This window comes from Amycolatopsis sp. NPDC051106 (assembly GCF_040682775.1).
Classification (GTDB): domain Bacteria; phylum Actinomycetota; class Actinomycetes; order Mycobacteriales; family Pseudonocardiaceae; genus Amycolatopsis.
On record NZ_JBFBBQ010000003.1, the window covers coordinates 223,418 to 249,137 of the forward strand.

Below are 25,720 nucleotides of genomic sequence, written 5' to 3' on the forward strand. Positions count from 1 at the left end.
AGCGTGGGATCCCGCACCATGGGGCTGCCACCGATGTTCCGCCAGGAACTACGGCTACCCCGCCAAGCTCTCACCCATGGGAGCTGCTGGCGGACCGAGCCGACGAGCGATAGCCCCCGGGTGTCTGACCGACCAGCTCGGTGAAGGCGTCGATGAAGCTGCTGGGGTTCGACCAGCCCAGCCGGATCGCCGTGGCGGTGACCGAGGCGCCGTCGCCGAGCTCGATCAGCGCCCGCTGGATGCGCAGCAGGGTGCGCCACTGGTGGAAGCTCATCGACAGCTCGCTGCCGAACAGCCGGCTCAGGGTGCGTTCGCTGGCGCCGGTGCGGTGGCCCAGTTCGGCCAGGGTCGCCGGGCTTGCCGGGTCCCCGTGGAGCAGGTCGGTGACCGCCTTGAGACGCCGGTCGCTCGGCTCCGGGAGGCGCAGCGGCTCCGGGGCGGCGCGGGCGAGCTCGGCGAGTACGACGTCGATCAGCAGCCGCGCACGGGGGCTCTCCAGCGGCTCGCCCTCGCTCATCAGCGCCAGGTAGGCCTCGCGCAGCAACGCGCTCGCCACGAAGACCGTCGGCTCGGCCGGCAGCTGTCCGGTCAGCGTCACGGGCAGCGACAGCACCTGGATCTCCGTCTCGCCGTACGCCTTGCTGCTGTGCACCGCGAAGGGCGGCACCCACATGATCCGGCTGGCCGGCGCCACCCAGGTGCCCACCTGGGTCGCTGTGACCAGGGCCCCACGCGCGGCGTAGCGGAGCTGGCCGTGGTCGTGGAAGTGCGCGGCCACGGTGGCGCCATGGGCCAGCGGCGCCGACAACGGCGCATCGTCGGTGCAGAAGCTCGGCTCGCCGATGGGATCGGACACGCGATCGAGACTACCCGCCACTGGCGGGTTATCGGGAGAACCTGGCGCGATACCGGTGGTAAGCCGGGCGCCGCAGACGCATCGTGGAGACATGGCACAACAGATCAAGGTCGAGGCCGCCGGTGAAGGCCGGCAGCGATGAGCACCCGGACGACCGGCACGATCGCGGTCTTCGGCGCGACGGGGCGACAGGGCGGTGCGGTGGTCGACGCGCTGCTGGACCACAAGGCCACGGTGCGGGCCCTGGTCCGCGACCCGCGATCCGACCGGGCTCAGGCGCTGGCCGCCCGCGGCGTCGAGCTGGCGGCCGTCCGGACCGACGATCCGGCGTCGCTGGCCGCCGCGCTGACGGCGGTCGAGGCGTTCTCCTTCATGACCCCGGAGGCGAACACCCTCGAAGAGGTCGAGACGGAGATCCGCATCGGCACGGCGCTCGTCGACGCGGCGGTCGCGGCAAGCGTCCCGCACGTCGTGTTCAACTCGGTCTTCGGCGCGGACCGGGAGCGGGGGGTGCCGAACCACGACTCGAAGCACGCGATCGAGGAGCACCTGAGGAAATCCGGCCTCCGGGCCGCGATGGTTCGCCCGGCCCCCTTCATGGAGGAGATGGCACCGAGCCTGGAGCACGGAGAGATCGTGCTGAGGCTGCCGCTGCCGGAGGACGCCGCCCTGAAGATGATCTCGGTCAGGGACGTCGGCCGGGTCACCGCCGCGCTCCTGCTCGGCACCGCGGAGGCACCCGGCGGAGCCGTCGAGCTCGTCGCCGACGAGCTGACGGGCCCTCGGATCGCCGCGGCGTTCGGCGCGCGCGCCGGGCTCCCGGCACGGTACAAGGCCCTCCCGTTGAGCGTGCTTCCCAACGACCTCGACCGGGCGGTGTTCCGCCAGTTCGCGAAGGCGGCGGAACACCCGTCGGATCTCGCGGTGGTGCGGGCGATCGAGCCGGCCACCCTCGACCTGGCCGAATGGATCCGAGCCACCGGCTGGACCGCGCCCACGAGTTGATCTTCCACCTACAGCGACGAGCACTGGAGCAGTACATGAAGGCGATCACCTACACCGAGTTCGGCGGCCCGGAAGTCCTCCGCCTCGAAGAGGTCGACGAGCCGCACGCCGGACCCGGCCAGGTGCGGCTGAAGGTCGTGGCGGCAGGGGTCAACCCGCTCGACTCCAAGATCCGCAACGGGTGGCGGCCGCAGGTGACGCCGCCGTTCCCGGTGATCCCCGGCGTGGAGGCGGCCGGCGTCGTCGACGAGGTCGGCGAAGGCGCGACCGGCGTCGCGGTGGGTGACGAGGTCCTGGGCTGGACCGTCACCGGCGCGTACGCCGAGCACGCGCTGGCCGTCGACTTCGGCCCGAAGCCCGCAGACCTCGACTGGGACCTCGCCGCGGCACTGCCGGTCGCCGTCGAGACCTCGGTCCGCGTGCTCGACGCCCTCGGCGTCGGGGAAGGCGACACGCTCCTGCTGCACGGAGCCGCGGGGGTGTCCGGCGCCGTCGGTGTTCAGCTCGCGGTCACCCGCGGCGCCACGGTCATCGGCACCGCCTCCCCCGGCAACCACGACTACCTGCGCTCGCTGGGCGCGATCCCGGTCGCCTACGGCGCCGGCCTCGCCGACCGGGTCCGCGAGGCCGCACCGCAGGGCATCGACGCCGTGTACGACGCCGCGGGGGCAGGCGACCTGCAGGTGTCGATCGACCTGCTCGGCGGCGGCACCGACCGGCTCATCACGATCGCCGATCCGAAGGCCGCCGAGCTGGGCGTCACCTTCTCCGGCCCCGGCGCCCCGTTCGGTTCCCGCCTCGGCGAGTACGCCCGCCTCGCGGCCGACGGCAAGCTCACGGTGCGCATCGCGCAGAACCTCCCGCTGGAGGACGCCGCGAAGGCGCAGGAGCTGAGCGCGAGCGGTCACGCCGGCGGGAAGCTCCTCCTGCGGCCGTAGCTCAGCGCCCGGCCGGCTGGGGAGGCACGACGGCAGCGCGTCACGGTTCCTGGCGAGCCCGGCCGGCTCGTCCGCCCTCCACCGGTCGGGCCTGCCGGAGGTGGCCGAGACCGCGGGCGAGCAGCAGTTTCGCCTGCTGCTCGCACGCCGCCGCCGTCAGCGCTGCGTCAAAGCGATCAAGCCTCTTCCCGCACCAGCCGTTGCGCCGCGCGCCCGATGGCGGTTTCGACCGCGCCCACCCGGTCGGCCAGCAGGCCCACCGCGCCGACCGCGCGGCTCATCGGGTCCTCGTCGTCGCCGCCCAGTGCCTGCGCCCGCAGGTACGCGGCCTTGACGGCGGCCCACCGCCGGGACTGCTCCTCGGACAGACGTCCTCGCAGCTCGGCCAGCTTGAGCAGGTTGGCTTCGGCGCCGGAAGTCAGCGTCTGCGCCTCGCCCGCGTAGTGGTCGTCGATCAGGGCCTCGAGCTCCGCGTCGTTCATCGCGGGCACGATCCGCTCGGCCAGCTTGTTCATGTTCCGGTACGAACCCTGCAGCTGGAACGGCGGTTCGGTGCGGGACGCGTCCGCCTGCGCCGCCGAAGCGATGTAGGCCTGGTTGTTCGCCAGCACGGTCCGCTGCACCCGCAGGAGTTTCCGGAGCACCGCGAGAATCTGCTCCAGCTCCGTCGCCGAATACGCCTGGGAAAGCTGGTCGGCGCGCACCGAACCGTCGCCACGGGCCATCCGGACAAGAACGTCCACATCGGACTTCTCCCGGGAAACCAAAGGCGCCAGCACGGCGTTCGACGTCAGCGAGTTTTCGACGTAGCTCAGCGCGAAGAGGTCTTCCTTCCCGGACAGCACGTCGCCGAGGTTCCACACGTCCGCGCGGTTGGCGAGCATGTCGGGGATGCGGAACCGCTTGCCCTGCTCGGTGTACGGGTTCCCGGCCATGCACACCGCGAACCGCTTGCCACGCAGGTCGTAGGTCCGCGTGCGGCCCTCCCACACGCCTTCCATCCGCCGCTGCGCGTCGCACAGGGAGATGAACTTCTGCAGCAGCTCCGGCGAGGTGTGTTGGATGTCGTCGAGGTACAGCAGCACGTTGTTGCCTTGCTCCAGCGCGAACGAGATCTTCTCGACCTCCTGCCGCGCGGTCGCGTTGGGCGCGTCGGCCGGGTCGACGGAGGTGACGTCGTGGCCGAGCGCCGGCCCGTTGACCTTCACGAACACCAGTCCGAGCCGGCTGGCCACGTACTCCATGAGCGTCGTCTTGCCGTACCCCGGCGGCGAAATCAGGAGGAGAAGGCCGGACTGGTCGGTGCGCCGGGCGTCCCCGGTGGCGCCGAGCTGCTTGGCCAGGTTGTCGCCGATCAGCGGCAGGTAGACTTCGTCCAGCAGCCGGTTGCGCACGAAGGCGCTCATCACCTTCGGCTTGTACTCGGCCAGCCGGAGCCGGTCGCGTTCGGCCGCTACCAGGTCGTTGCGCAGCCGCTGGTAGGCGCGGAACCCCGGCACGCGATCACGCCGGAAGCGGTGCGTCCGGGCGAGCACTTCGTCCAGGCGCAGCGTCAGCGACCGCCCGGTGAGCCGCGGGTGCGAGCCGAGCAGACCGTCCACAGTGGTCGTCAGCGTCGCCGACGAGTCGTACCGCGGGAGGTCGCACAGCTCGATCGCGACGGCTTCCGGCAGCTCGTCGGCCGACAGCCCGGCGGCGTCCGCAAAGGACCGCAGCCAGGCGTCGGCCAGCTGGTAGCGGTCCGCCAGGTCGTCGAGGGAACGCAGGTCTTCGGCGAAGCTCCGCCGGTCGAGCCGGAACTTGTCCAGCACCGTGCGCGCGCCGCCGCCGGTGACGAACCCGGGCTGGGCGACGGCGAGCTCCTCCACCAGGTACTCCCCGGCGAACTCGGCCTCGAGCCGCAGCCCGGCGCCGTCGAGGAACGCCGTCATCGCGTCCGTGAGCTCCCGCGCCAGGTCGTCCATCGCCTTCGGGTGGCCGAACGCCTCCCGCACCCGGGCGAGCGACGCGGCCCGCGTCGTCCACGCGGCCTTGGCCCGCTCGTCGACGCCGAAGGCCCAGAACAGCTGAGCCGCCGCCCGGGCCGCGGACGGGTAACGCAGCAGGCCGGCCGCGGACCGCAGGCGCAGCAGGGCCCCTAGGATCGCGGCCGCGTCGTGGTCGTGCACGCCACGCGCGTAACCCTCGTCGTAACGCTCCCCGGCCACGCTCCGCACGACGTCGAGCAGGTCGGCTTCGACCAGCTCGGCCGCCGGCCGTTCGGCGAGGATCGACGTCGCGAGGTACTCGGCCCGGTACACCTCCGGCGACTCCGAAACCAGCAGCTGGTCCCAGTACGGCCGCGTCGCCTCGAACGCCTCGTCGCGCACCGGCGCCCGGTAGTCGGTGCCGGTGATCGCGAACTTCATCGAGCCCTCGTGCGGCACCAGCGTCAGGTCGATGTCCTGCGTGTTGACGGCGAAGGTGCTGCGGCCGAGGCGGATCGTCTCGCCGCCCTCGCCGTAGAGGTCCAGCCGGTCGCGCAGGCCCCGGCCGGCCTCCTGGCGGGCGGCCTTCACCCGGCCTTCGAGCTCTTCGGCGCGGACCTGGTCGCCGAGCGCACGCAGGTCCTCGACGACGCTGCGCAGCTTCGAGACCATCGGATCGGCCGCGAAGTAGGTGTTGATCTCGTCGAGCGAGCCGAGCGAACCGACCCGGCGGGTCACGCTGCCGAGGATCCGGTCCGCCGAATCGACGAGCCGGTCCGCCCGCCGCGCCCGCTCGTCGAGCAGCGCCTGCTTGCGCGAGGAGAACGCCTCGTAGACGTCGGTGCGCTTCTCCCCGAGGGAGGTCAGGAAGTCGTCGAACTCCCCGAACCGCGATTCGAGGTTCTCCAGCTGCAGCAACAGCCTGCCCAGCTGCTCGTCGCAGCGCTCCGGGGTGTCCGCCACCGCGAGCCCGCCCGTGATGGCCTGCGCGAGCAGCGCGAACTCGGCGGCGAACTCCGCCCGGCCCTCGATCTCCAGGAGTTCCCTGCGCCGCGCGTCCAAGGTGGCCCTGGCGCGGTTGACGGCGCCGATCACCTCGCCGACGCGCTCGAGGATCTTCGTGCGGACGACGGCGTCGGCGATGTCGAGCCCGCCGACGACGTCGGTGAGCACCTCCAGGCCGGCGGACTGCTCGTCGAGCCGCTCGGCGACCGGGCCGGCCTCGGCGACCGTCGTGATCGCGGCCGCCCCGGCGACCAGCGCGTCCACCTCGGCGTGGTAGCCGGTGAACGCCTCCTCGCCCTGCAGGAACCGCACGGCGCGGTGCGCGGCCTCGGAGAACTCCGTGTCGAGCTCGCCGATCAGCGTGTCGACCCGCGCGGTGTCGGCGTAGCGCAGCTCCCGCACGGTGACGAGACGCCCGCGCGCCCGGTGCATCTCGGCGAGGCGGCGCACCCACGCGTCCGCCGTGTTCAGGGCCTCCCCGCGGACCCGCCGCACGAGCGACGCGGTGTCGGCCGCCACCGTGTCGACGGCCTCGGCCGCCTGCGCGGTGAGCGAAGTGACCGTCTCGAACTCGTCCAGCACCTGCTCGGCGGTGACCCGGACGTCGGACAGCGGCGAGCGCAGATCGCCCAGCTCGGTCTCGCCGAGCCAGTGGTAGTGGTCGAAGACCCGCGCGCACGCGGCGATCAGGGCCTCGAACACCGCCGCCGACGGCGCCATGTCCGCGATCATCGTCGAGATCGAAAGGCAGTCCGAAATCCCGCGGACGAGATCGGCGTTCCCGACGCGCTCCAGCGGCCCGGTCCCGGCGGGCTGTGACGCGGCGTAGGTGTCCGACTGGAACGGCGTCCGCCACACCTGCATCGGGTGCACCCGGCTCGGTTCGTCGGACAGCGCGCGGAACAGGATCATCGTGCCGTCGTCGAACAGCGAGTACCCGTGGCACGGGATCGGGTTGGCGACCTCCTTGCGGATCACGTTGTAGGGCAGCAGGAGCGAGCGTCCCTCGGCCCGCGCGTGGAAGACGTACAGCACGTCCTCGCCGTTGGGCGAGCGGATCACGCGCTCGAACTCGAGACCGTCCACTGTGGTGTCGAACGTCTTGCTCACGCCGGTGTCGAGGTAGTAGCCGCCGGGGAAGATGATGCCGTGGTCCTCGGGGAGCCGCTGGCACGCCTGCCCGATGCCGTCGAGCCGCACGACGTCCTGGGTGCGGGTGTTGAAGACCAGGTAGCGGTAGGTGGTTTCCTTGTACGGCAGCATGCGCAGCAGGATCAGCGGGCCGATCCGGGCGTAGGAGACTTCGGCGTCGGCGAGGCTCTGCAACGGCTCGTCGACCGGCTCGGCGTAGACGCCGGCGCCGGTCTCGGTGTTGTTTTCGACCTTGACCGTCAGGTTGCCGCCGACGGTCTCGACGAACACCTCGTCCTCGATCGAGATGTGCGGGTGCCGGCCGAGGACGTGGTTCTCGCGCGTGGTTTCGACCCACTCGAAATCGTGCGACGGCGGGAAGACGTGGTCGCGCTCGCCGCGGTTGTCCAGGTAGGACACCGCGCCGTCGGGCGCGACACCCCACCGCAGCACCCGGATGTCTTCGGTGCGCGGGCCGATCTGGAACACCGCGAGCAGCTTCCCGTCCAGCCGGCGCAGCTGCAGCAGCTTCGCCTGGCGGTAGTACCGGTACAGCTCGCCGAAGTCCCGCCCGAACTGCTCGTCCCGCAGCAGCTCGGGCAGGTCCTGCGCGCTCACGTCGTCGAACCGGAACGCGGTTTCGTCGTGGCTGAAGCGCTGCAGCGAGAAGACGTCGTCGACCGCCGTCTCGGGCTTGAGCCCGATGAAGACGTTGTAGCCGAACAACATCCGCCCGCCGACGGCGACGATGTCCCGGGGCACGCAGTTGTTCGCGGTGCGGATGCGTTCGGTGCCGATCAGCGCGAGCTGCGCGCTGCCGAAGACCTCCAGCCGGCGCGCGTTGAGCTCGTCCGCGCGTTTCGCCAGCTCGGCCGCCTGGGCGGCCAGCCGGACGCGGAGCACGTCATACGTGCCCGCGTCCAGCTTCGTCTCGGCCGCCGTCACTGCTTCGCGGCGACGACGGTGGCGACCGACGTCTCGGCGAGGCCGAGCCGCTGCGCCGTGGTCATCAGCTCACGGAGCTTGTCGCTGTCCGGGCCGCCGGCCTGCAGCTGCTTCGCCAGGAAGGCCGACAGCGTCAGGTTCTTCACGTCCTCGGTGCTGACCGCGCCGATCAGCTTGGCGAGGTCGTCGGTGAAGCTGGCCGACCCGTCGAGGTAGGGCCGCGCGAGCGACTGGACGACGTCGGAGTGCTGCACGAAACCGTCGATGCTCTTGCCGAGCCCGATCGAGCCGACGATCCGGTCGAAGAACATGGTCTCGCCGCCGACGATGTCGATGTCGGCCTTCTCCAGCCCGACGCTCAGCACCGTCGCCTGCGCTTCGGCGACGTCACGCTGCACGTCGAGCGCGGCCAGCCGGATCTCCTTCTCCGCTTCCAGCCGCAGCCGGTACTCCTCGTGCTCGCGGCTCGCGCTGTCGAGCGCGGCCAGCGCGGCGGCCTTCTCGGTGAGGCCCTCGGCCTCGCCCTTCAGCTTGTCGCGCAGCGCCTCGGCGACCACGATCGCCTTCTCGCGCTCGACGATCGCTTCGGCGCGGCCGACCTTCTCCAGCGCGTCGGCGTCACGCTCCTTGACCAGCGCCGCGGCGAGGCCGGCGGCGGCCTCCTCGGCCTGGATGCCTTCCGCCAGCCGGATCTTGGCCCGCGTCTCCAGCTCGGCGGTCTGCTGGCGCGCCTCGGCGAGGGTCAGCTCCTCGCGCGCCTTGTGCTTGGCGGCCTGCTCCGACGCCTCGGCGGCCTTGATGCCCTTGACCAGGTTCTCCTGCGCTTCGGCTTCGGCACGGATGACGATGGCCTCGCGCGTGCGCTGGGCCTCCTCGACCACGCGCAGCTTCTTGATGTTCTCTTCCTGCTCCGCGACGGTCTTGTCGACGGCGATCCGTTCGCGGATCACCTCGGCGATCGACCGCTTCTCGGTTTCGAGTTCCTTGTCCTTCGAGATCCGGGAAAGCTCGGTCTCGCGCTCGCGGCCGATCACTTCGAGAAGGCGGTCCTTTTCGATCCGCTCGGACTCGATGGCGATGACGCGTTCGCGGTTCTTGCCGGCCACTTCGATTTCGCGCTGCTGGTTCTGCTGCTGGATACCGAGCTGCTCGTCGGTGCGCAGCTGCGCGGCCTGCGACTTGAGTCGCTCCTCGGCCTGCACCTTGAGGATTTCCGCCTCTTCACGCGCCCGCATGGTCTCGACCTCGCGGCGCTGCTTGATTTCCGCGTCGGCCTGGCGCCGCTCCAGTTCGAGGATCGCCTCGCGGGCATCGACGTTCTGGCGCGTGATTTCCTTCTCTTCGTGACGGCGGAATTCGTTGGTGCGCACGTGTTCGATCGCGGTCAGTTCGGTGATCTTGCGGATACCCTGCGCGTCCAGGATGTTCGCCGCGTCCAGCGACGTCATCGGCGTCTGCTCGAGGTAGTCGATCGCCGCGTCCTCGAGGCTGTACCCGTTCAGGTCGGTGCCGATGACGCGGATGATCTGGTCGCGGAACTCGTTGCGCTTGGTGTAGAGGTCGACGAAGTCGAGCTGCTTGCCGACGGTTTTCAACGCCTCGGAGAACTTCGCGCTGAACAGCGCCTGCAACGTCGTCTCGTCGCTCGCGCGTTCGGTGCCGATCGCCTGCGCGACCTTCACGACGTCCTCGGCCGTCTTGTTGACCCGCACGAAGAAGGAAATCCGGATGTCGGCGCGGATGTTGTCCCGGCAGATCAGGCCTTCCTGGCCGGTGCGTTCGATGTCGATCGTCTTCACCGAGATGTCCATGACCTCGGACTTGTGCAGCACCGGCAGCACGACGGCGCCGGTGAAGGTGACGTCGACCTTGCGCACCTTGGAGATGATCAGCGCCTTGCCCTGCGGCACCTTCCGGAACAGCCGGCTCACGACGAACAACAGCACCAGCAGGATCAGCACCACGACGGCGATCAACACGCCGGCACCCAGGCCGATGGCATCCATGCGTCAGTCCTTTTCTGCTTCGAGTTCCAGCGGGCTGACCCAGAAGAACTCACCCACGCTGTCGTAGTCGTAGATGACCACGCGGCTGCCCAGCCCGAGGTTGCCTTCCCCGGCGAGCCGGATGGAGATGATCGCCGACGCCCCATCGGCGGCGGCCACTTCGGCCTGCCCGAAGTCCTCGGTGACGGTCGAGGTCCGCACCACGGCCACCCGGCCGACGAAGTCCTGCCGGCTCGGCACGGCCCCGGCGAAGAGGCGCCGCAACGGCACGACGACCAGCCGGGTCCCGAGCGCCCCTCCCCCGAGCGCGGCGACCAGCACGCCAAAGCCGAGCCCGACCCGCAACGGCGTGTCCACGCCGTCGAGGAGAACGGTCCCGACGAGACTGAGGAACCAGCTGAAGGCGACGAGCAGCGACAGCGAGAGGGGCAGCGGAACCCCGCCGAAGAACCCGATGTCCCCGTCCTCGACGTCGAGAACCCCGACGAGGGCCAGCACCCAGTACCCGATGACGACGATCAGCAGGAAGCTGAAGAGCACGGCGGGAAAAGCCAAAGCCGCGGTGACGAACCCGCTCATCCGACGTCGTTTCCTTCCCCCAAGGAAGGGCGTCCGGCACTCCAGAGCCCTGGCCAGCGACTATAACCGGCAGGCGGGGGTGGGGAAGAACGTTTCGGACACGAACCGGTCACACCGGTGCCTGCCTCCGCGGAGCTGCCGAGTCTCCCGCTCGGCACCCAGCTGACCGGACACGTCGTCCACAGACCGGAGAAGAGTGCCCCGGCAATCCCGCTCTTCCGCCTTTACCCGGTGGCGACAACTCCGGATGGAGGGCCCCTCGCGAAAGCGGGCCGCCTCCCTCGCTTCGGGAGACGGCCCGCTGACGGGAACCTGGCTCAGCCGTGAGCGGCGGCCATCGCAGCCGCGGCCGGCTGGTCAGTGGCCGGCGGCATCAGCTTCGGGTACACCTTTTGGAACTTGTCGATCATCGTGGCGGACGGGACGATCCGGTTCGGGTTGCCCTGGGTCGTCGCCTGCTTCTCGCCCCATGCGCCCGCCGCCTTGCGCTGGTCGGGGGTTCCGTGGCTGTGGTAGCAGTCGCCGATGGAGGCGTCCAGGTACGTGACCTCCTGCTGGATGCGGGCGTTCCACGCGAAACCCTTGGCGTGCGCGACGAAGTAGCCGCCGTAAGCGTCGGGGCCCATCTCGGACGACTCGTTGGGCGGGTAGTTGTCGTGGGCGAAGTCGACCTGGTGGCCGTATTCGTGGCCGACCACCGACTCCACCGAGACCTCGTCGAACCCGAGGACGTTGACCGTGTCGAGCAGGCCGTCACCCAGGGCCACGCGCTTGCCGCCGAGGCTGCCGGCCGGGGCCGAGAACGCGTTCAACGTCAGCAACGGGTGGCGGCCGCCCTGCAGCGCCGGCACTTCGTAGAGCACCTTGGTGGCGAGCGCCGCCGCGGCCTTCACCTTCGCCGGTGCGAGGCCGAGGCTGAAGGTCTGGGCCATCTTCGCCTGGCTGCCGAGATCGGTGCCCTTCCAGGCGACGAGCTGGATGTTCCAGCTCTCGATGTCCCAGAAGCCGCGCAGCTTGTCGATCGTGGCGGTGGCCCGCGAGGTGTACTGGCCGTCGGTGCCGAAGACCTGCGGGGTCTTGTCGGACGCGACGCCCTGGACGTAGAGCTGGCTGAGCCCCGACAGCGCGTTGAACGCCTGGTTCTCGAGCGGGGTCAGCTGGGACGCGAGCTTGTCCGCGTACGTCAGCAGCGAACCGTCGGTGCAGCCCGGGATCGGGCCCTGTGCGGCCTGGCTCTGCGGGCCGAACCGCGGGATCGGCGACTCGATGAGCCGATCGACGCCGCGCAGCGCGTCCGCGGGCAGGCCGTTGTAGAGATCGACGACGTCCTGGTACAGCTGCGCGACGTCCTGCTCGACGGTGGAGGGCGTGTCCGCGGCCGCGGGCATGGCCGTGGCGAGCGCGAGCGCCGCCACGGTGCCCGCCGCCGCGAGTGTTTTGCCGAGGAATCTGGTCCGGTTGGGCAAGGTGGTTCCCCTCTTCGGTTCCGGTTCAAGATCACGAAGCACCGCCACAGTAGGGCGATCATTGGCGGTGGAACCGGCGCCGGGACAAGAACCCCGGAATGGCTCACGTCTTTCGGAGGGTTTTCGCCGTGCGGACATCGGCCGAAAGTACTAGGGGAGGCTCAGACCCGGTGGTGCTTCACCTGCGCGACATAGGCGTTCGAAGGCGGCAGGTAGGACAGCACCAGCGCCAGCACCGAAATCGCCGTGCTGACGTAGTTGACGGCGGTTCCCGAGGTCGCCAGGAGAGAAGCGACCTGCAGCAGCGTGACGACCGTGAGAACGATCCTCGCCCAGTTCCGGCCGGCCTTCAGTTTGAAGCTCAGCAGCAGGTAGAGCAGGGCGAGGACGACGAGCACGCCGATGCCGACGGCCTGCGCGACGGTCGCCGAACGCTGGATCTGCTCTTCGGTCAGGCGCGCTCCGCCGTTGTTCATGCCCGTGCGCACCGCGTCGGCGAGCTCGTCCCGGTAACCGAGCAGAAGCCCGGCACCGACGAGAGCCGAAACGGTGGAGACGAGGTAGCCGAAGAAGGCGGCGACCAGCGTGCCAGGGGGATTCCCGTTCAGGGTTCGCGTTTCCATACCGCGACGCTAATCCGGATCACGGCGCACTCACCTGCTGAAACAGCAGATTTCGGACCGCGGTACGAGCGGGTCCCCGAGGTCCTCATACCGGGGTATGAGGGTGCGAACCGACGACTTCCCGGGACCGCGCGAGGCGGTCCTGCAGCTTCGCGTGCCGGAACTGGTAGACCGGACCGGCTTCGCGGAGTATTCCGAGCCGGTGGGCGTCGTCGAGGAACTTCAGCAACCGCAGCGGCCCACGTCCTCGGGCATGCAGCACGAAGACGGTCACCAAGTGCCGTCCGCTCGATTGCCCGAGCCCGTAAACGAAGCCTGAGGCGAGCCCGAACAGGGAGCCGAAGACGAGCACGGCCGCGAGCTTCAGGCCGAACCCGGCCAGGGACGAGAACATGAGCACGAACACCAGTCCGAACATGGGCCCGAACGCGAAGCCGCAGGCGAGGGAATAGAGGTACACCAACTTCAGGTCGCGACGGAAGGTCACCGTCGGTGTCTGCGGGCCTTCGCTGGTCAAGGGAGTCTTAGCCCACTCGATCACCCCGAACACGAGGATCACCACGAGCCCGAACACGAGCCCGCCCGCGGACGCACCCCAGCTTCGGTCCGCGAGCCCGAGGACGACACCGACGATCACCCCGATCACCAGCCCGGCGCGGATGCTCGGCCACGACGTCAGCTTTCGCGGAAGCAGCCGGATCCGCCCTCGGAGGCGCAGGTCGGCGTACACCGGTTCCTTCGTCGACGATCCGCTCACGAGCACGAACCCCAAGCCGATCAACGGCGCGAACACGATCGCGAAGTCGAGCCCGAACACGAACAGAGCCACCGACCAGGCCGCGGTCACCGCTCCGAAGCCGAGCCCGATCTTGATGAGCGCACCGGTTCGCCCGGGCGCGGCGAGGCTCAGTTGCCACCAGGCGAGATCGCGGCTGCCGATCTCGTTCAAGTGGCGGGCCAGGAAGGCGAGCCACTTCTCGGCGTCGACGGGATCCCAGGCTTGCCGGGGACCGAACGGGTGCTGCTCGCCGGTTTCCCGTTGTGGCGGATTCGCGGTGACGACCGCCTGGACAAGATGGTCGAGCAGGTGCTCGGTGATGGCATCGGCGGTGGCGAAACGGTTGGTGTCGCACAGTTCGACGGGGTCGGCGCCGGTCTCCACGTAGACTTTGCGGACCAGCCACAGGGCCAGCGGACTGGACAGTGCTCGGCAGATCGGACCGTTCCGGTCGTCCCGCAGCAGCTTCAGCGGCTTCGCCCACCGGGTGGCAGCCGTTCGCGGAAGGCTGCGTTCCAGGTAGGCGGCGGCGTCGGCGGCCTCGAGCCGACCCGGTTCGAGGACGGCCGCGCCGGTGAGGCCGCGGTGGCCTTGGTGACGCGCGAGGGTTTCTTCGTATTCGGTGGTCCGGCAGGTGAGGATGAGCGGGTCGGTGGCCGCGGCGTTGAGCCGGTCGAGGACCGCGGAGCGGATCCGTTCGGGGAGCTCGTCCAAGCCGTCCAGGACGGGCAAGATCCGCCGCTGATCGACCAGCGCCCGGACCGCGTCCGGGCCGAAGTCGGCGGCGTGCAACGCCGGGTAGCCCTCGGCGATCCGCCACGCCAGCCAAGTGTGGAGGGATTCGGTGCCGGGATCCCACCCCGACATCGACAGGAGCACGTGGACCGGCTCCGCACCGTCGGGATGCGCGAGGAGTTCTCGAAGCAGCAGAACGGCCAGCGTCGTCTTGCCCATGCCGGGGTCACCGAGAATCACCAGGCGCCGCGTCGGGCGTCTGCGGAACTCCCTGACCATGTCGGCGACCCGATCGGCACGGCCTTGGAACCGGGGAACACCTTGGCCGATCAGGTACCTGAGCAGTTTCGGGCGGGCAACGGCTTCCGCGGCCACTGGGCCAGCACCAGCGCGGCCAGTTGCCGCTGAGCAGCGCCTGCTTGCTCAGGAGAAGACACCAGCTGTGGCGCGCGCGGTGATCGGCGTGCCCAATGGACGAGCGTCAGGGTGAGCGGCACCAGCGCGGCGATCAGGCCGCCGGCCTTGGCCGCGGAGTCGAAACCTGCGGGAGACCGCAACGCCCAGACGATCGCCGTCGCTCCGGCCGCGAGCACGACCAGCGCGACCGCCCACCGCTTCCACGTCGTCACGCTCCGGATCCTCCCGCTCGGGGAAAGGAAGGGCGAGACGGACGGGCACACCGATCACCGTAAATGCCCCGGACGGAGTAGCGCCGCGGCAAAGTGTTGCGTCAGCGGCCCCAGAGCCGCCAGGTCTGGTTGAGCGGGCTGCTCTGCGTGGCCGGCTTGCAGGTCCACTGGTGGACCACCGCACCCGGCGCGGACGAGACAGCGTTCACGTCGACACATTTCCCGCTGTGGCCGGCGACCAGCTGGTAGTCGTGGGCGTCGTTGCCGGCGTAGGTCACCTTGCGCAGCGTGAACTGCTGGTTCGCGGCGCCGCCGAGGCAGGTCCACTGCTGCACGGCCGCGCCGTCCGCGGTGGAACTGCCACTGACGTCCAGGCACTTGCCGGTCTGCTGGTTGACCATCGTGAACGTGCCGGCCGCGCCGGAAACCGGGCGGAAGTTCCAGAGCTGCTGGTCGCCGCCCTCGCAGGGGTACTGCTGCTGCCCGTTGCCGTCGGCCGTGGCCAGGTTGGTGTTGTCCAGGCACTGCTGGGAATGCTGGGCGACCGCGACGGACTGGAAGCCGCCGTCCGAGGGCGGCAGCAGCGTGATCGTGAAGGCGTCGTCGATCGCGGTGTGCGGCACGGTGACCGTCGCCGCGTTGCCGGACAGGCTCACCACCGAATTCTGCACCGTGACCGGTCCCTGGACCGCGCCCCCGCCGTTGTAGGGAATGCGCTGGACGAGCACCCGCACCTGGTTGTCCTGGACGACGCCGCTCGTGGTGTCCAGCCGGTTCAGCGTCACGTGGACGTTACCGGTCGTGCCACCGCCGCCCACCAGGATTTTCGCTGTGCCACTGCCTTTCGTGGCGAACGCGTCGTAGGCCGGGCTCGGTGTCGTGGAGACGATCTGGCCGGTCTGGGACCCGTAGAAGCGGTAGACCCACCATTCGCCCTTCGGCAGGTGCCGGCCGGCCGGATCACGGACGAGCAGGTTGGCGAGGTCGTTGTGCAGGTTCCCGGTGCTCGCCCAGTTCGCGCGCAGGCCGTCGGCACCGGCCCGCTCCAGGCGCGCGATGTACCAGGAGCCGTCGCCCGGGTTCTGTTCGTTCGAGGCGCCGTATTCGTTGATCTGGTACGGCCTCGGGTGCGGGATGCCGCGCGGGTCGAGCGTGGCGTTCGCCGCCGCGACGTTGGCCACGGGATCCCCGGGCAGGGAGTGCCAGCTGACGACGTCGGGGACGACGTTGTTCGCGCGCACGAAGTCGAGGTACTGGTTCCACCAGGTGTTCGTGGTCGACGGGACCCCGGCGAAGCTGGGTCCGACGATCAACTGGTCCGGGAAAGCCGCCCGGACGCGCTGGTACGTGCGGCGCCACAGCTCGAAGTACTGCGCCTGCGGCCGGTTCCAGAAGATCCCGAGGTTCGGCTCGTTCCAGAGGTCCCACTGGACGGGGGCGCCCGTCGCCCGCACGTCGTTGATCAGCCGCGTGAGGAAGCTGTCGTAGTCGCTCCAGTTGCCGTTGTCTCCGGGGAAACGGGAGATCGGGTACCCGTCGGCACCCCAGAGGTCATGGACGAGCAGGACGAACTGGCCGCCAAGGGACCGCGTGCGCAGCAACTGGGCGCGGGTCGCGTTCCACCGGCGGTCGTACCGGCCCGACACCCAGCCGCCCGGGCTGTCGAGCTGCGCGCCTCCGGCGCGCATGGAGCGGAACCGCACGTCGCGGTAGAAGTGGTCGGCGGGCCCCGACGCGTCTTCGGTCATCCCGTAGATCCAGCCCGAAGCCCGGTAGGTCGGCGCGCCACCCGCGACGGAGAAGTCGACGCTGATGGACTCGTCGGCGGCCCGGGCCGGGGTGGTGGCCGTGGTCAGGGAGGCGGCGGCGAGGGCACCTCCGGCGAGGAGGGTGAGGAGGCGGCGACGCGGTCGCCGGGGCGTGCGCACAGTGTCCACTTGCGACTCCTTGGACGTGGGGACGTCCCGGACTCAAGCGGAGAGGCGACCGGCGGCGACGCGGGGAAAGGTGGAGCGGCCGCCGTGGGCGGCGGTGCGGATGTTCGCCGTTGAACCATCGACACTCCGGACGGACCGGGCGGGAAGGAATTCGAACCGGTTCGATGCGACGACGAGAGTACGCGCAGAAGAGTCCGTCAATCAAGAGAGAGTTTGTCGAACCGGTTCCGCGCTACCGGCGCGCGCCAGTGCTCGAACGCAGGGAGATCGCGGGCTCGAGCAGAGCGTGCCGCGGCGTGGCCGACGCGTCCCCGATCTGCTCCAGCAGCAGCGCGACGGCGAGCCGGGCCATTTCCCCGGCCGGCACGTCCGCCGCCGTGAGCGGCGGGTGGAAGTCTTCCGCCAGCCGGTCGGCGAGCACACCGGTGACCGAGAAGTCCCGCGGCACGTCCAGGCCCGCCCGCAGCAGCGCCCGCTGCACCCCGGGCAGCGCCGCCTCGTTGATGGTCACCACGGCGGTCACCTCGGGCCAGTCGGCCCGGATGCGCTCGAAGCACGTCAGGCCGGCGGCGGGCTCGTCGGCGCAGCACACGTGGTGCGCGGTGAGGCCGCGTTCCCCCGCCGCCTCGCGGAATCCGGCGGCCGCCCGCAGGGCGGGGCCGTAGCCCGCGGCGACGAGCTCGTCGGAGCGGTTGACCAGAACGATGTCCCGGTGCCCGAGGTCGGCCAGGTGGTGGACGCACCGGCTGATCAGCCCCGCGTAGTCGACGTCGACCCACCACAACGCGCCGGGGTGCTCGGTGTGCCCGATGGTGACGAACGGCAGGCCGGCCTGGCCGAGCCGCTCGACCCGCGGGTCTTCCAGGAGGATCTCCATCAGGATGACCCCGTCGACCCGGCGGCCGGTGACGATCCGGTCGAAGGACCGGCTGTGGTCTCCCCCGCCCGGCGAGAGCAGCACGTCGTGGTCGTGCACCGCCGCCGCCTCGACCACGCTGGCCACGAAGCCCAGCTGGGCGTCGGTCAGCCGGGCGCTCGCCGGCGGGATCACCAGGCCGAACGTGCGGGTGCGGCCTTCGGCGAGGGCGCGGGCGCTGGCGTTGGGCCGGTAGCCGAGCTCGGCGATCACGTCGTTGATCCGCCGCACGGTCGCCGCGGAGACCGGCCGTTTCCCGCTGAGCGCGTAGGACACCGTGCTGCGCGACACCCCGGCGCGCCGGGCGATCTCCCCGATGTTCATCCGCACCTCTCCGTTCCGCAGAGAACCGGTTCGACCGATCCGTCGACGATCGTAACGCGTACTTGCGCGGCCAGGACGTGACGGCTACGTTGACGTCGCCTTCTGGCATCGAACCGGTTCGATGTAGTCGCCACCGCAGCCGCAGGAAGGGACCACCATGCACCGCTCCCGACGTCTCCCCGCCGCCCTGGCCGCGCTCGGCTTGGCCGCGTCCCTGACCGCGTGCTCGCCGTCGTCCGACGCCGGCGGCTCCGGCGAATCCGGCCCGTTCGCCCTGTGGGACCCGTACCCGCAGTTCGACGCGAGCTCGGAGTGGGCGCAGGTGATCGGCAAGTGCGGCACGGAAGCGGGCGTGCAGGTCCGGCGCCAGTCCTACGACACGACCGACCTGACCAACAAGGTCCTGCTCGCCGCCCAGCAGCGCACCGCCCCCAACGTCCTGGTCCTGGACAACCCGGTGGTGAGCACGCTCGCCGAAGGCGGGGTGCTGAAGGCGAACCAGGACGTCGGGCTGGACGCCGGCCAGGCGTCCGCGAACCTCCTGGGCGCCGGGCAGATCGGCGGCCACACCTACGGCGTGCCGATCGGGGCGAACACGCTCGCGCTCTACTACAACAAGGCCGTGCTCACCGCGGCCGGCGTCGACCCGGCCGCGATCAAGGACTGGGCCTCCCTCGACGCCGCGCTGGCCAAGGTGAAGGCGACGGGCAAGAAGGGAATCACGTTCTCCGCGATCGGCACCGAAGAGGGCACGTTCCAGTTCCTGCCGTGGTTCTGGGGCGCCGGAGCGGCGCTGACCGACCTGGGCACCCCCGCCGCCACCGCCGCGCTCGAAGTGTGGAAGTCGTGGCTGGACAAGGGATACGCCCCCAACTCGGTGGTGAACAACACCCAGACCACGAGCTGGCAGGAGTTCGCCACCGGCGAGTACGCGTTCGCGGAAAACGGCACCTGGCAGCTGAAGAACGCGAAGAAGGCCGGCTTCGAGTACGGCGTCATCGCGATTCCCGCCCGGGCCGGGGGAACCGCGCCGGCGCCCACCGGCGGCGAGTTCGTCACCGTCACGGCCCAGGACGACAAGGACAAGGAGACCAAGGCCGCGCGCATCGTCGCGTGCCTGACCGACCCGGACAAGGTGCTCGCGACCGACACCGCCCTGACCTACGTCTCGGCCGTGCCCTCCGTGCAGCGGCAACAGGTCGCGCAGACGCCGGAGCTGGGTGTCTGGGTGGACGCGGTGAACAAGGCCAAGGGCCGCACCGGGGACGACCTCGGCACGCGCTACCCGCGGATCTCGCAGCCCCTGTGGGGCGCGGTCCAGGCCGCGCTGACCGGGGCCAAGACACCGCAAGCCGCGCTCGCGGACGCGCAGGCCGCGGCGAAGTAGGTGCCGATGCGCTCGCGAGAGGTGCGCCGGCAGGTCGTCGGCTGGGCGTTCCTCGTGCCGCTGGTGGCCTACCTGGTGGTGTGCTACGCCTACCCGCTGCTCACCAACGTCGACCTGAGCATCCGCGGCTACACGGTCCGCACGTTCGTCCACGGTGGAGCGCCGCTGGTCGGGTTCGCCAACTACGCCACGGTGTTCGGCGACCCGCTGTTCCGGACCGCGTTGGTGAACACCCTGGTCTTCACGGTGGCGTCGCTGGCGTTCCAGTACGTGATCGGCTTGGCGATGGCGGTGTTCTTCGCCCGCGGGTTCCGGTTGTCGGCGACCCTGCGGGCCCTGTTCCTGGTGCCCTGGCTCTTGCCGCTCATCGTGTCGGCGTCGACGTGGGCCTGGTTGCTCAACAGCGAGTCCGGGCTGGTGAACGCCGGGCTGGAGCTGCTCGGGATCGGGCCGGTCCACTGGCTGACCTCGCCGTCCTGGTCGCTCGTGTCGGTCATCGCCGCCAACATCTGGATCGGGATCCCGTTCAACCTCGTCGTGCTCTACAGCGGGCTGCAGAACATCCCCCGCGACGTCTACGAGGCGGCGGCGCTGGACGGGGCGACCGGCTGGCAGGCCTTCCGCCACATCACCTTTCCCCTGCTGCGCCCGGTTTCCGCCATCACCCTGCTGCTCGGCCTCGTCTACACGCTGAAGGTGTTCGACCTCATCTGGATCATGACCAAGGGCGGGCCGAGCGGCTCGTCGAGCACCCTGGCCACCTGGTCCTACGAACTCGGGTTCGGCAGCCTGCTCCCCCGGTTCGGGCCCAGCGCCGCCGTGGGCAACGTGCTCATCCTCCTCGCGCTGGCCGCCGGGCTGCTGTACATCCGGTTGCAGCGCAAGCAGGAGCCGGCATGAAGCGCCCCGCTTGGCGGACCGCGGTCGGCCTGGTGCTGACCGCGCTGATGCTGTTCCCGGTCTACTGGATGATCACCGTCTCGCTGACGCCCGCGCGCGACATGCGCAAGACGCCACCCGACCTGTTCCCGGCGTCCCCGACCACCGAGGGGTACGAGCGGGTCCTGCGCGAGCAACTGCCGTACTTCGGCACGAGCCTGCTCATCGCGCTGGGCACGGTGGTGCTCACCCTGGTCCTGGCCGCGCCCGCGGCGTACTCGCTGGCCAAGCTCCGGCCCCGCGGCCGCGGCCCGCTCGCGTTCGTCCTGCTCGTCGCGCAGATGATCCCCGGCATCATCATGGCGCTGGGGTTCTACGGCATCTACGTCGGCCTCGGCATCACCAACTCGGTCTGGGGCCTGATCTTCGCCGACTCGACCATCGCCGTGCCGTTCGCGGTGCTGATCCTCACCTCGTTCATGGCGGTCGTTCCGGACGAACTGCTGCAGGCAGCCCGGATCGACGGTGCCGGGCCCTGGCGGACGTTCGTCTCCGTCGTGCTGCCGGCCAGCCGCAACGGGCTGGTCACCGCGGCGCTGTTCTCGTTCCTGTGGGCCTGGTCGGACTTCGTCTTCGCGGCCACGTTGGACGCCGGTGGCCGGCTGCAGCCGCTCACCCTCGGCATCTACCGCTACATCGGCAACAACAACCAGGAGTGGAACTCGATCATGGCCACGGCCGTGGTCGCGTCGATCCCCGCGACCGTGCTCCTCGTGGTCGCGCAGCGCTTCGTCGCCGCGGGCATCACCACCGGCGCCGTCAAAGACTGAAAGGAAGTCCACTGTGGCCCCCGAGTTTTCGGTGCGGGAGATCCCCTTCAGCCGGTTCGGCGCCTGGTTCGGCCTCTCGCCCGTCGTGGGCCTCGCGACCTACAGCGACGATGTCCACCTGGTGTCCCACCGCAACGGGATGCACGCGGTGCTGTCGATCGTGCCCGTCGCCGACGGTGGCCGGGTCTCCGCTTCGCTCACCGCGGAGCCGGCGAAGCTCACCTGGAACGCCGGTGCCGGGCGGATCACCGCGGCGTTCGGGTCGCCGAGCACCCTGCACCTCGCGGGAACCGGGCTGGGAGTGCGGATCAGCGCGACCGAGCCGACGTTGACGCCCTTCACCGGCACGTACCTCTACCCCGATCCGGCCGGCGGTGCCGTGTTCACCTCCTACGAAACCGGGCACCGGTTCCGCGTCACCGTCCTTTCCGGACAGGAGCGCCGGTCGGGCGAGCAGGCGCTCGGGACGGCCGAACGGCTGGTCGCCGCCGGCGAAGACGGCGATCCGTGGGAGCTGGTGATCGAGGAGATCGCTACTTCACCGCCGCCGCAACCGCCCGCGGCCGGCCTTTCCGAAGCGGTCGCTGCTTCCGAGGCGGACTTCGCCCGGTTCGCCGACGCCGTGGCGCCGTGGCGCGGCGAGCGGACCCCGGCCGCCGAGCTGGCCTGCTACGTGATCTGGTCGGCCACGGTCCGGCCCGCCGGGTTCATCACCCGGCCGGCGGTGCTGATGTCGAAGCACTGGATGGACAAGGTGTGGAGCTGGGACCACTGCTTCACCGCGCTGGCGCTGGCCTCCGGCGCCCCCGAGCTCGCCTGGGACCAGTTCCAGGTGGTGTTCGACCACCAGGACGAGCAGGGGGCCCTGCCGGACTCCATCACCCACTCGGAGACGCTGCGCAACTTCGTCAAGCCGCCCATCCACGGGTGGGCCCTGGGCCGGCTGCGGGACCGCTTCGGTGGCGAGGTACCCGAGGCTGAAAAGACGTACCGGCAGCTCTCGGCGTGGACGCGGTTCTGGCTCGACCACCGGCGGCCCCCCGGCCACGCGTTGCCCTACTACGAACACGGCAACGACAGCGGCTGGGACAACGCCACGGTGTTCCGCGAAGAACGCCTCGTCCAGTCGGCCGATCTCGCCGCGTTCCTGGTTCTGCAGCTGAAGGAGCTGGCCCGGCTCGCCGCCGAAGTCGGCGAGCCGGCGCAGTCATGGGACGAGCAGGCCGACGACCTGCTGGCGGCGATGCTGGACCGGCTGTGGGACGGCACCCGGTTCGTCAGCCGCGGCGTGGTCAGCGGAACGCTCCGCGGCGGATCCAGCCTGCTCGAGCTGATGCCGGTCGTGCTGGGCGAGCACCTGCCGCCCGAGGTCTTCGAGCGGCTGTGCGACGGCATCGCCCGGCACCTGACCGCGGTGGGGCCGGCCACGGAACTGCCCACTTCGCCGTACTACGAGGCGGACGGGTACTGGCGAGGCCCGGTCTGGGCGCCGGCCACGGTCCTGATCGAGGACGGTCTCCGCCGCGGCGGCGCGGTGGACCTCGCCGAGCAGGTGAGCGCCCGGTTCCGCACGACCTGCGAGAAGTCGGGCTTCGCCGAGAACTTCGACGCTTTGACCGGCGAAGGACTGCGCGACCGCGCGTACACCTGGACGGCGGGCGCCTACCTGCTTCTCGCCGAGGACGCCGAAGGCCGGCGGGGCTCAATGAACGAGCCCCGCCGGACGGTCGTCAGCTGATCGGTTCTATCCAGATGGTGCGGAACCGCACGTTCTCCCCGGCATCGCCGTGGTCCTGCAGCCGGATCGCGCCGAGGGCCGGGCCTTCCGGGTCGCCGGCTCCGGTCGAGCCGGTGATGGCGACGTCGTTGTGGACGGTCACGCCGTTCCAGACGACCGTCACCCTGGCGTTGTCGGTTTTCGTCCCGGCGCTGTCGAAGCGTGCCGCGCGGAACGTGACGTCGTAGGTCTGCCACGTCAGCGGCGCTGTCGCGGCGTTCACGTCCGGTGCTTTCTGCGTGTAGATCGCGCCGGCCTCGTCGTTGGCGAGGGTCGTGTCGCCGAAGGAGTCGAGCACCTGGACCTCGTAGCGGTCCTGCAGGTACACGCCGCTGTTGCCGCGCGCCTGCCCGGTCACGTTCGACGGGTAATTCGGCTCGTACCACTCGACGTGCAGCTTGAAGTCACCGAACTTCTGCCGGGTCCGGATGTCTCCGCCGAGGGACTCCATCGAGCCGCCGGCGACCGGCCACGGCGCCGCTCCGCCGGAGCGGAGTTCCCAGGCGTTCAGGTCGGTTCCGGTGAACAACGGGATCCGGGTGGCCGCGGTGACCGTGATGTTGTCGAGGTTGACGTTGCCGGCGTCGCCGCTGTCGAACCGGTAGGAGATCGAGTTCGCCCCCGCCGTCAGCGGCAGCACTTCCGGCTGGCGGGCCCAGCTGTCCCACGTCGTCGTACTGGCCAGCCGGGTCTGCCGGACCTTCGTGCCGTTGACGTAGACGCTCACGGACTTCGTCCCGGCGCTGGGATTCGGGCCGTTCGCGTACCGCAGGCCGACGTTGTAGTTCCCGGCCGTGGGCACGTTCACCGCGAACGTCGTGGCGGCGCCCTGGGTCCAGTACCCGTCGACGAATCCGGTCGCTTCGTAGCCCGTGTGGTCGGTGTTGACGCCCGCGCCGCCGCTCAGCGTCGCGCGCTCCGCTTCGTACGTCACGCTCGCCGGCGGGCCGCCCACCAGGGAATTGAGGGTGTACCACGCTTCCGTGCTCCACAACGGCGTGCCGGATTCGGACGCGAACGGCCGCGGCGACCGGACGTGGACGACCCGCCCGGCCAGCAGGCCGGAGATCTGCAGGGTGACCTTCTTGCGGTCGGCGGACACCGTCGCGCCGGTCACGGTGAGGGTCTGCTCGTCGACCTTGGGACCGCCGTACGCGGCCGTCGGCGCGTAACGCCATTGCGAGACCTGGTACTTGGTGCTCAGGTCCTGCGCCGTCGCGGCGGACAGCGGCTGCGTGTATTCGACTTCGAAGCCGCCCGGGACCGCCCGCATGGCGAGCATGTCGAACGTGTTGGCGCCGTTGGGGGTCAGCTTCTGCAGGCCGTAGGCGAGCTTGCCCGGCTGCCCCCAGTTGCCGCCTCCGTCGATCCCGCCGGTGTAGATCGCGCCGTCCGGGCCGAGGCTGATCCGGCTGACCCCGGACTCGAGACCCTGGGTCATGCGGAAGACCGCGCCCTGGTACTCGCCGTTGACCTTCTCCAGGTAGACCCGTTGCAGGCCACCGTAAGTCACGTCACCGTAGACCAGCTGGCCGGCGAAGGTGCCCTGGGTCAGCTGCACCGGGTTGCTGGGCGAGTTGGCGATTTCGTTGTGCGGCAACCACACCACCGGCGCGGTCACCGGCTGCGCGTCGAACGGGCCCGCCGGGTTGGTGTAGTGGTTGAAGAACCGGTTCTGCTTGATGCGCACGAGCTTGTTCGCGGGCAGCCAGCCGCCCTGGTTGTCGGTGACGAAGACGTCGCCTTCCGGGCCCCAGCCGATGCCGTGCGGGGTGCGCAGGCCGCCGGCGATGGTCGAGACGGCGCCGGTGTTCTTGTCGACCTTGATGGTGACACCGCGGCCCGGCGCGGGCTGCGGATTGGTGGTCGCCCCGCCGAGGTCGATCGCCACCGACAGGTTGACGTAGAAGAACCCGTCCTTGTACAGCAGGCCGAACGCGAACTCGTGGAAGTTGCCGCCGAACGGCCAGGTCGCCACCGTCCGGTAGACGTCGGTCACGCCGTCGCCGTTGGTGTCGTTGAGTTCGACGAGCCGCGTCTTCTCCGACACGTACAGCTTGCCGTCGACGTACTTGACGCCCATCGGTTCCTTCAGGCCACTGGCGATCCGCTGCGTCCGGACCCGGGACGGGTCCGTGGTGCCGGTGGCGTTGCTGATCAGCTGGACCTCCCCGGCGGTGTTGTCCGAACCACCCCAGGTCGTGATGGCGAGGCGGCCGTCCGGCAGCCAGTCCATCCCGGTCACCTGCGGCTGGAAGCCGTCGGGGCGCAGGTTCGTCAGCGTGAAGCCGGGGTGGACGCCGGTGAGCGGCAGGCCGTCACCAGGGGAGTCGGCGGTGCTTTCGCAGTCCTTCTTGCCCGGCGAAGTCACCCGGACGACCCCGGCGTCGGTGCTGAGCACCGAGGTGGGCACCACCGCGAAGGCGGACGAGCCGGGAGGCTGCCACTCGAGCGTGATCTGCTGGTCACCGGCGTTGTCGAAGTGCTCGATCCGCAGCGCGTGGTACCCGGTGGTCAGCGCGATCGAGCCGGTCACCGCGGTGGCCCCGTGCAGGCCGTCGTTGGTGATCACGACCTGGCCGTCGATGCGCAGCCGGGAGCCGTCATCGCTGGTCAGCCGGAACTGGTGGGTGCCGGCGGTCGCGATGGCGATGTTGCCGGTCACCTCGGACACCAGGAAGTCGGCGACGCCGAAGTCGGCGGTGCTGGTCCAGTTGATCGTCGGCATCAGCTTGTCGACGTTGGGGGTCAACCCGGGCTTGATGGTGCACAGCTTGCTCAGCTCGGTCTGCATGTCGAACACGCGGAGGGTCACGCCTGGCTCTTGAGGGGGGACGGCGGCGTGAGCGGGTGTGACGACGACCGCCGACAGGGCTGTGAACAGGACTGTTACCACCAGAACCGCCCGGCGGCATCGTTCGCGGACAGCCAGAAGCATCGTTGCTCCTCGGGGGAAGAGCCAGGGTCTGTACCTGACGCCCGGTGAGCGTAAAGACGACTTTTGCAT

At 70.2% G+C, this 25,720-nt stretch carries 17 protein-coding genes; 6 read left to right on the plus strand and 11 right to left on the minus strand.

Annotation, left to right across the window (positions count from 1 at the left end; genetic code table 11):
- Positions 1-70 precede the first annotated feature (70 nt).
- Positions 71-856, minus strand: coding sequence for an AraC family transcriptional regulator (locus tag AB0M83_RS04325; protein WP_364512269.1), 786 nt, complete (start codon positions 854-856; stop codon positions 71-73).
- A 138-nt stretch (positions 857-994) separates the two neighbouring features.
- On the opposite strand from AB0M83_RS04325, the gene AB0M83_RS04330 reads away from it, so the two are divergent.
- Positions 995-1,861 carry an NmrA/HSCARG family protein gene (locus tag AB0M83_RS04330; RefSeq protein ID WP_364512271.1) on the plus strand — a complete coding sequence of 289 codons (867 nt, stop codon included), beginning with the start codon at positions 995-997 and terminating at the stop codon, positions 1,859-1,861.
- A 35-nt stretch (positions 1,862-1,896) separates the two neighbouring features.
- Entirely contained in the window at positions 1,897-2,799 is a 903-nt protein-coding gene (locus AB0M83_RS04335) for an NADP-dependent oxidoreductase (RefSeq protein WP_364512372.1), read from the plus strand.
- 176 nt (positions 2,800-2,975) lie between these two features.
- On the opposite strand, the gene AB0M83_RS04340 is transcribed toward AB0M83_RS04335, so the two are convergent.
- From AB0M83_RS04340 to AB0M83_RS04380, 9 genes are all read right to left on the minus strand, one after another.
- On the minus strand, positions 2,976-7,847 hold the full coding sequence (locus AB0M83_RS04340; protein ID WP_364512274.1) for a DNA repair ATPase: 4,872 nt from the start codon (positions 7,845-7,847) through the stop codon (positions 2,976-2,978).
- Positions 7,844-9,853: a flotillin family protein gene (locus AB0M83_RS04345; RefSeq protein WP_364512277.1), complete on the minus strand. Its 2,010-nt coding sequence runs from the start codon at positions 9,851-9,853 to the stop codon at positions 7,844-7,846. Before AB0M83_RS04345 ends, AB0M83_RS04340 begins: the two co-directional genes overlap by 4 nt.
- A gap of 3 nt (positions 9,854-9,856) precedes the next feature.
- On the minus strand, positions 9,857-10,432 hold the full coding sequence (locus AB0M83_RS04350) for a hypothetical protein (protein ID WP_364512279.1): 576 nt from the start codon (positions 10,430-10,432) through the stop codon (positions 9,857-9,859).
- A 317-nt stretch (positions 10,433-10,749) separates the two neighbouring features.
- On the minus strand, positions 10,750-11,898 hold the full coding sequence (locus AB0M83_RS04355) for a M48 family metalloprotease (protein WP_364512282.1): 1,149 nt from the start codon (positions 11,896-11,898) through the stop codon (positions 10,750-10,752).
- Between the two features lie 161 nt (positions 11,899-12,059).
- Positions 12,060-12,521: a hypothetical protein gene (locus tag AB0M83_RS04360; protein WP_364512284.1), complete on the minus strand. Its 462-nt coding sequence runs from the start codon at positions 12,519-12,521 to the stop codon at positions 12,060-12,062.
- Between the two features lie 85 nt (positions 12,522-12,606).
- Positions 12,607-14,313, minus strand: coding sequence for an NACHT domain-containing protein (locus AB0M83_RS04365; RefSeq protein ID WP_364512286.1), 1,707 nt, complete (start codon positions 14,311-14,313; stop codon positions 12,607-12,609).
- Positions 14,314-14,363: 50 nt separating this feature from the next.
- Positions 14,364-14,663, minus strand: coding sequence for a hypothetical protein (locus AB0M83_RS04370; RefSeq protein ID WP_364512289.1), 300 nt, complete (start codon positions 14,661-14,663; stop codon positions 14,364-14,366).
- Positions 14,664-14,764: 101 nt separating this feature from the next.
- Positions 14,765-16,600 carry an RICIN domain-containing protein gene (locus tag AB0M83_RS04375; protein WP_364512291.1) on the minus strand — a complete coding sequence of 612 codons (1,836 nt, stop codon included), beginning with the start codon at positions 16,598-16,600 and terminating at the stop codon, positions 14,765-14,767.
- Positions 16,601-16,832: 232 nt separating this feature from the next.
- Positions 16,833-17,840, minus strand: coding sequence for a LacI family DNA-binding transcriptional regulator (locus AB0M83_RS04380; RefSeq protein ID WP_364512294.1), 1,008 nt, complete (start codon positions 17,838-17,840; stop codon positions 16,833-16,835).
- A 157-nt stretch (positions 17,841-17,997) separates the two neighbouring features.
- Here AB0M83_RS04380 and AB0M83_RS04385 point away from each other — a divergent pair, with 157 nt between their 5' ends.
- Genes AB0M83_RS04385 through AB0M83_RS04400 form a run of 4 tightly spaced genes read left to right on the plus strand, consistent with a single transcriptional unit; the run spans position 17,998 to position 22,674 of the window.
- Positions 17,998-19,227, plus strand: coding sequence for an extracellular solute-binding protein (locus AB0M83_RS04385; protein WP_364512297.1), 1,230 nt, complete (start codon positions 17,998-18,000; stop codon positions 19,225-19,227).
- A gap of 6 nt (positions 19,228-19,233) precedes the next feature.
- Positions 19,234-20,127: a sugar ABC transporter permease gene (locus tag AB0M83_RS04390; protein ID WP_364512300.1), complete on the plus strand. Its 894-nt coding sequence runs from the start codon at positions 19,234-19,236 to the stop codon at positions 20,125-20,127.
- The gene (locus AB0M83_RS04395; RefSeq protein ID WP_364512303.1) at positions 20,124-20,936 is read left to right on the plus strand and encodes a carbohydrate ABC transporter permease; all 813 of its coding nucleotides are present in this window, start codon (positions 20,124-20,126) and stop codon (positions 20,934-20,936) included. The genes AB0M83_RS04390 and AB0M83_RS04395 overlap by 4 nt, the downstream gene beginning before the upstream one ends.
- 13 nt (positions 20,937-20,949) lie before the next feature.
- Entirely contained in the window at positions 20,950-22,674 is a 1,725-nt protein-coding gene (locus tag AB0M83_RS04400) for a glycogen debranching protein (RefSeq protein ID WP_364512306.1), read from the plus strand.
- Here the strand turns inward: AB0M83_RS04400 and AB0M83_RS04405 are convergent.
- Complete coding sequence (locus AB0M83_RS04405; RefSeq protein ID WP_364512309.1) at positions 22,667-25,651, minus strand: family 16 glycoside hydrolase; 2,985 nt, start codon at positions 25,649-25,651, stop codon at positions 22,667-22,669. The genes AB0M83_RS04400 and AB0M83_RS04405 overlap by 8 nt on opposite strands.
- Positions 25,652-25,720 lie beyond the last annotated feature (69 nt).

Excerpts from the sequence above, each read along its gene's own strand:
- AB0M83_RS04360 (WP_364512284.1), bottom strand. The coding sequence starts at position 12,521 with ATGGAAACGCGAACCCTGAACGGGAATCCCCCTGGCACGCTGGTCGCC.
- AB0M83_RS04365 (WP_364512286.1), bottom strand. The coding sequence starts at position 14,313 with ATGGTCAGGGAGTTCCGCAGACGCCCGACGCGGCGCCTGGTGATTCTC.
- AB0M83_RS04345 (WP_364512277.1), bottom strand. The coding sequence starts at position 9,853 with ATGGATGCCATCGGCCTGGGTGCCGGCGTGTTGATCGCCGTCGTGGTG.
- AB0M83_RS04335 (WP_364512372.1), top strand. The coding sequence starts at position 1,897 with ATGAAGGCGATCACCTACACCGAGTTCGGCGGCCCGGAAGTCCTCCGC.
- AB0M83_RS04395 (WP_364512303.1), top strand. The coding sequence starts at position 20,124 with ATGAAGCGCCCCGCTTGGCGGACCGCGGTCGGCCTGGTGCTGACCGCG.
- AB0M83_RS04350 (WP_364512279.1), bottom strand. The coding sequence starts at position 10,432 with ATGAGCGGGTTCGTCACCGCGGCTTTGGCTTTTCCCGCCGTGCTCTTC.
- AB0M83_RS04405 (WP_364512309.1), bottom strand. The coding sequence starts at position 25,651 with ATGCTTCTGGCTGTCCGCGAACGATGCCGCCGGGCGGTTCTGGTGGTA.
- AB0M83_RS04390 (WP_364512300.1), top strand. The coding sequence starts at position 19,234 with ATGCGCTCGCGAGAGGTGCGCCGGCAGGTCGTCGGCTGGGCGTTCCTC.
- AB0M83_RS04385 (WP_364512297.1), top strand. The coding sequence starts at position 17,998 with ATGCACCGCTCCCGACGTCTCCCCGCCGCCCTGGCCGCGCTCGGCTTG.
- AB0M83_RS04380 (WP_364512294.1), bottom strand. The coding sequence starts at position 17,840 with ATGAACATCGGGGAGATCGCCCGGCGCGCCGGGGTGTCGCGCAGCACG.
- AB0M83_RS04330 (WP_364512271.1), top strand. The coding sequence starts at position 995 with ATGAGCACCCGGACGACCGGCACGATCGCGGTCTTCGGCGCGACGGGG.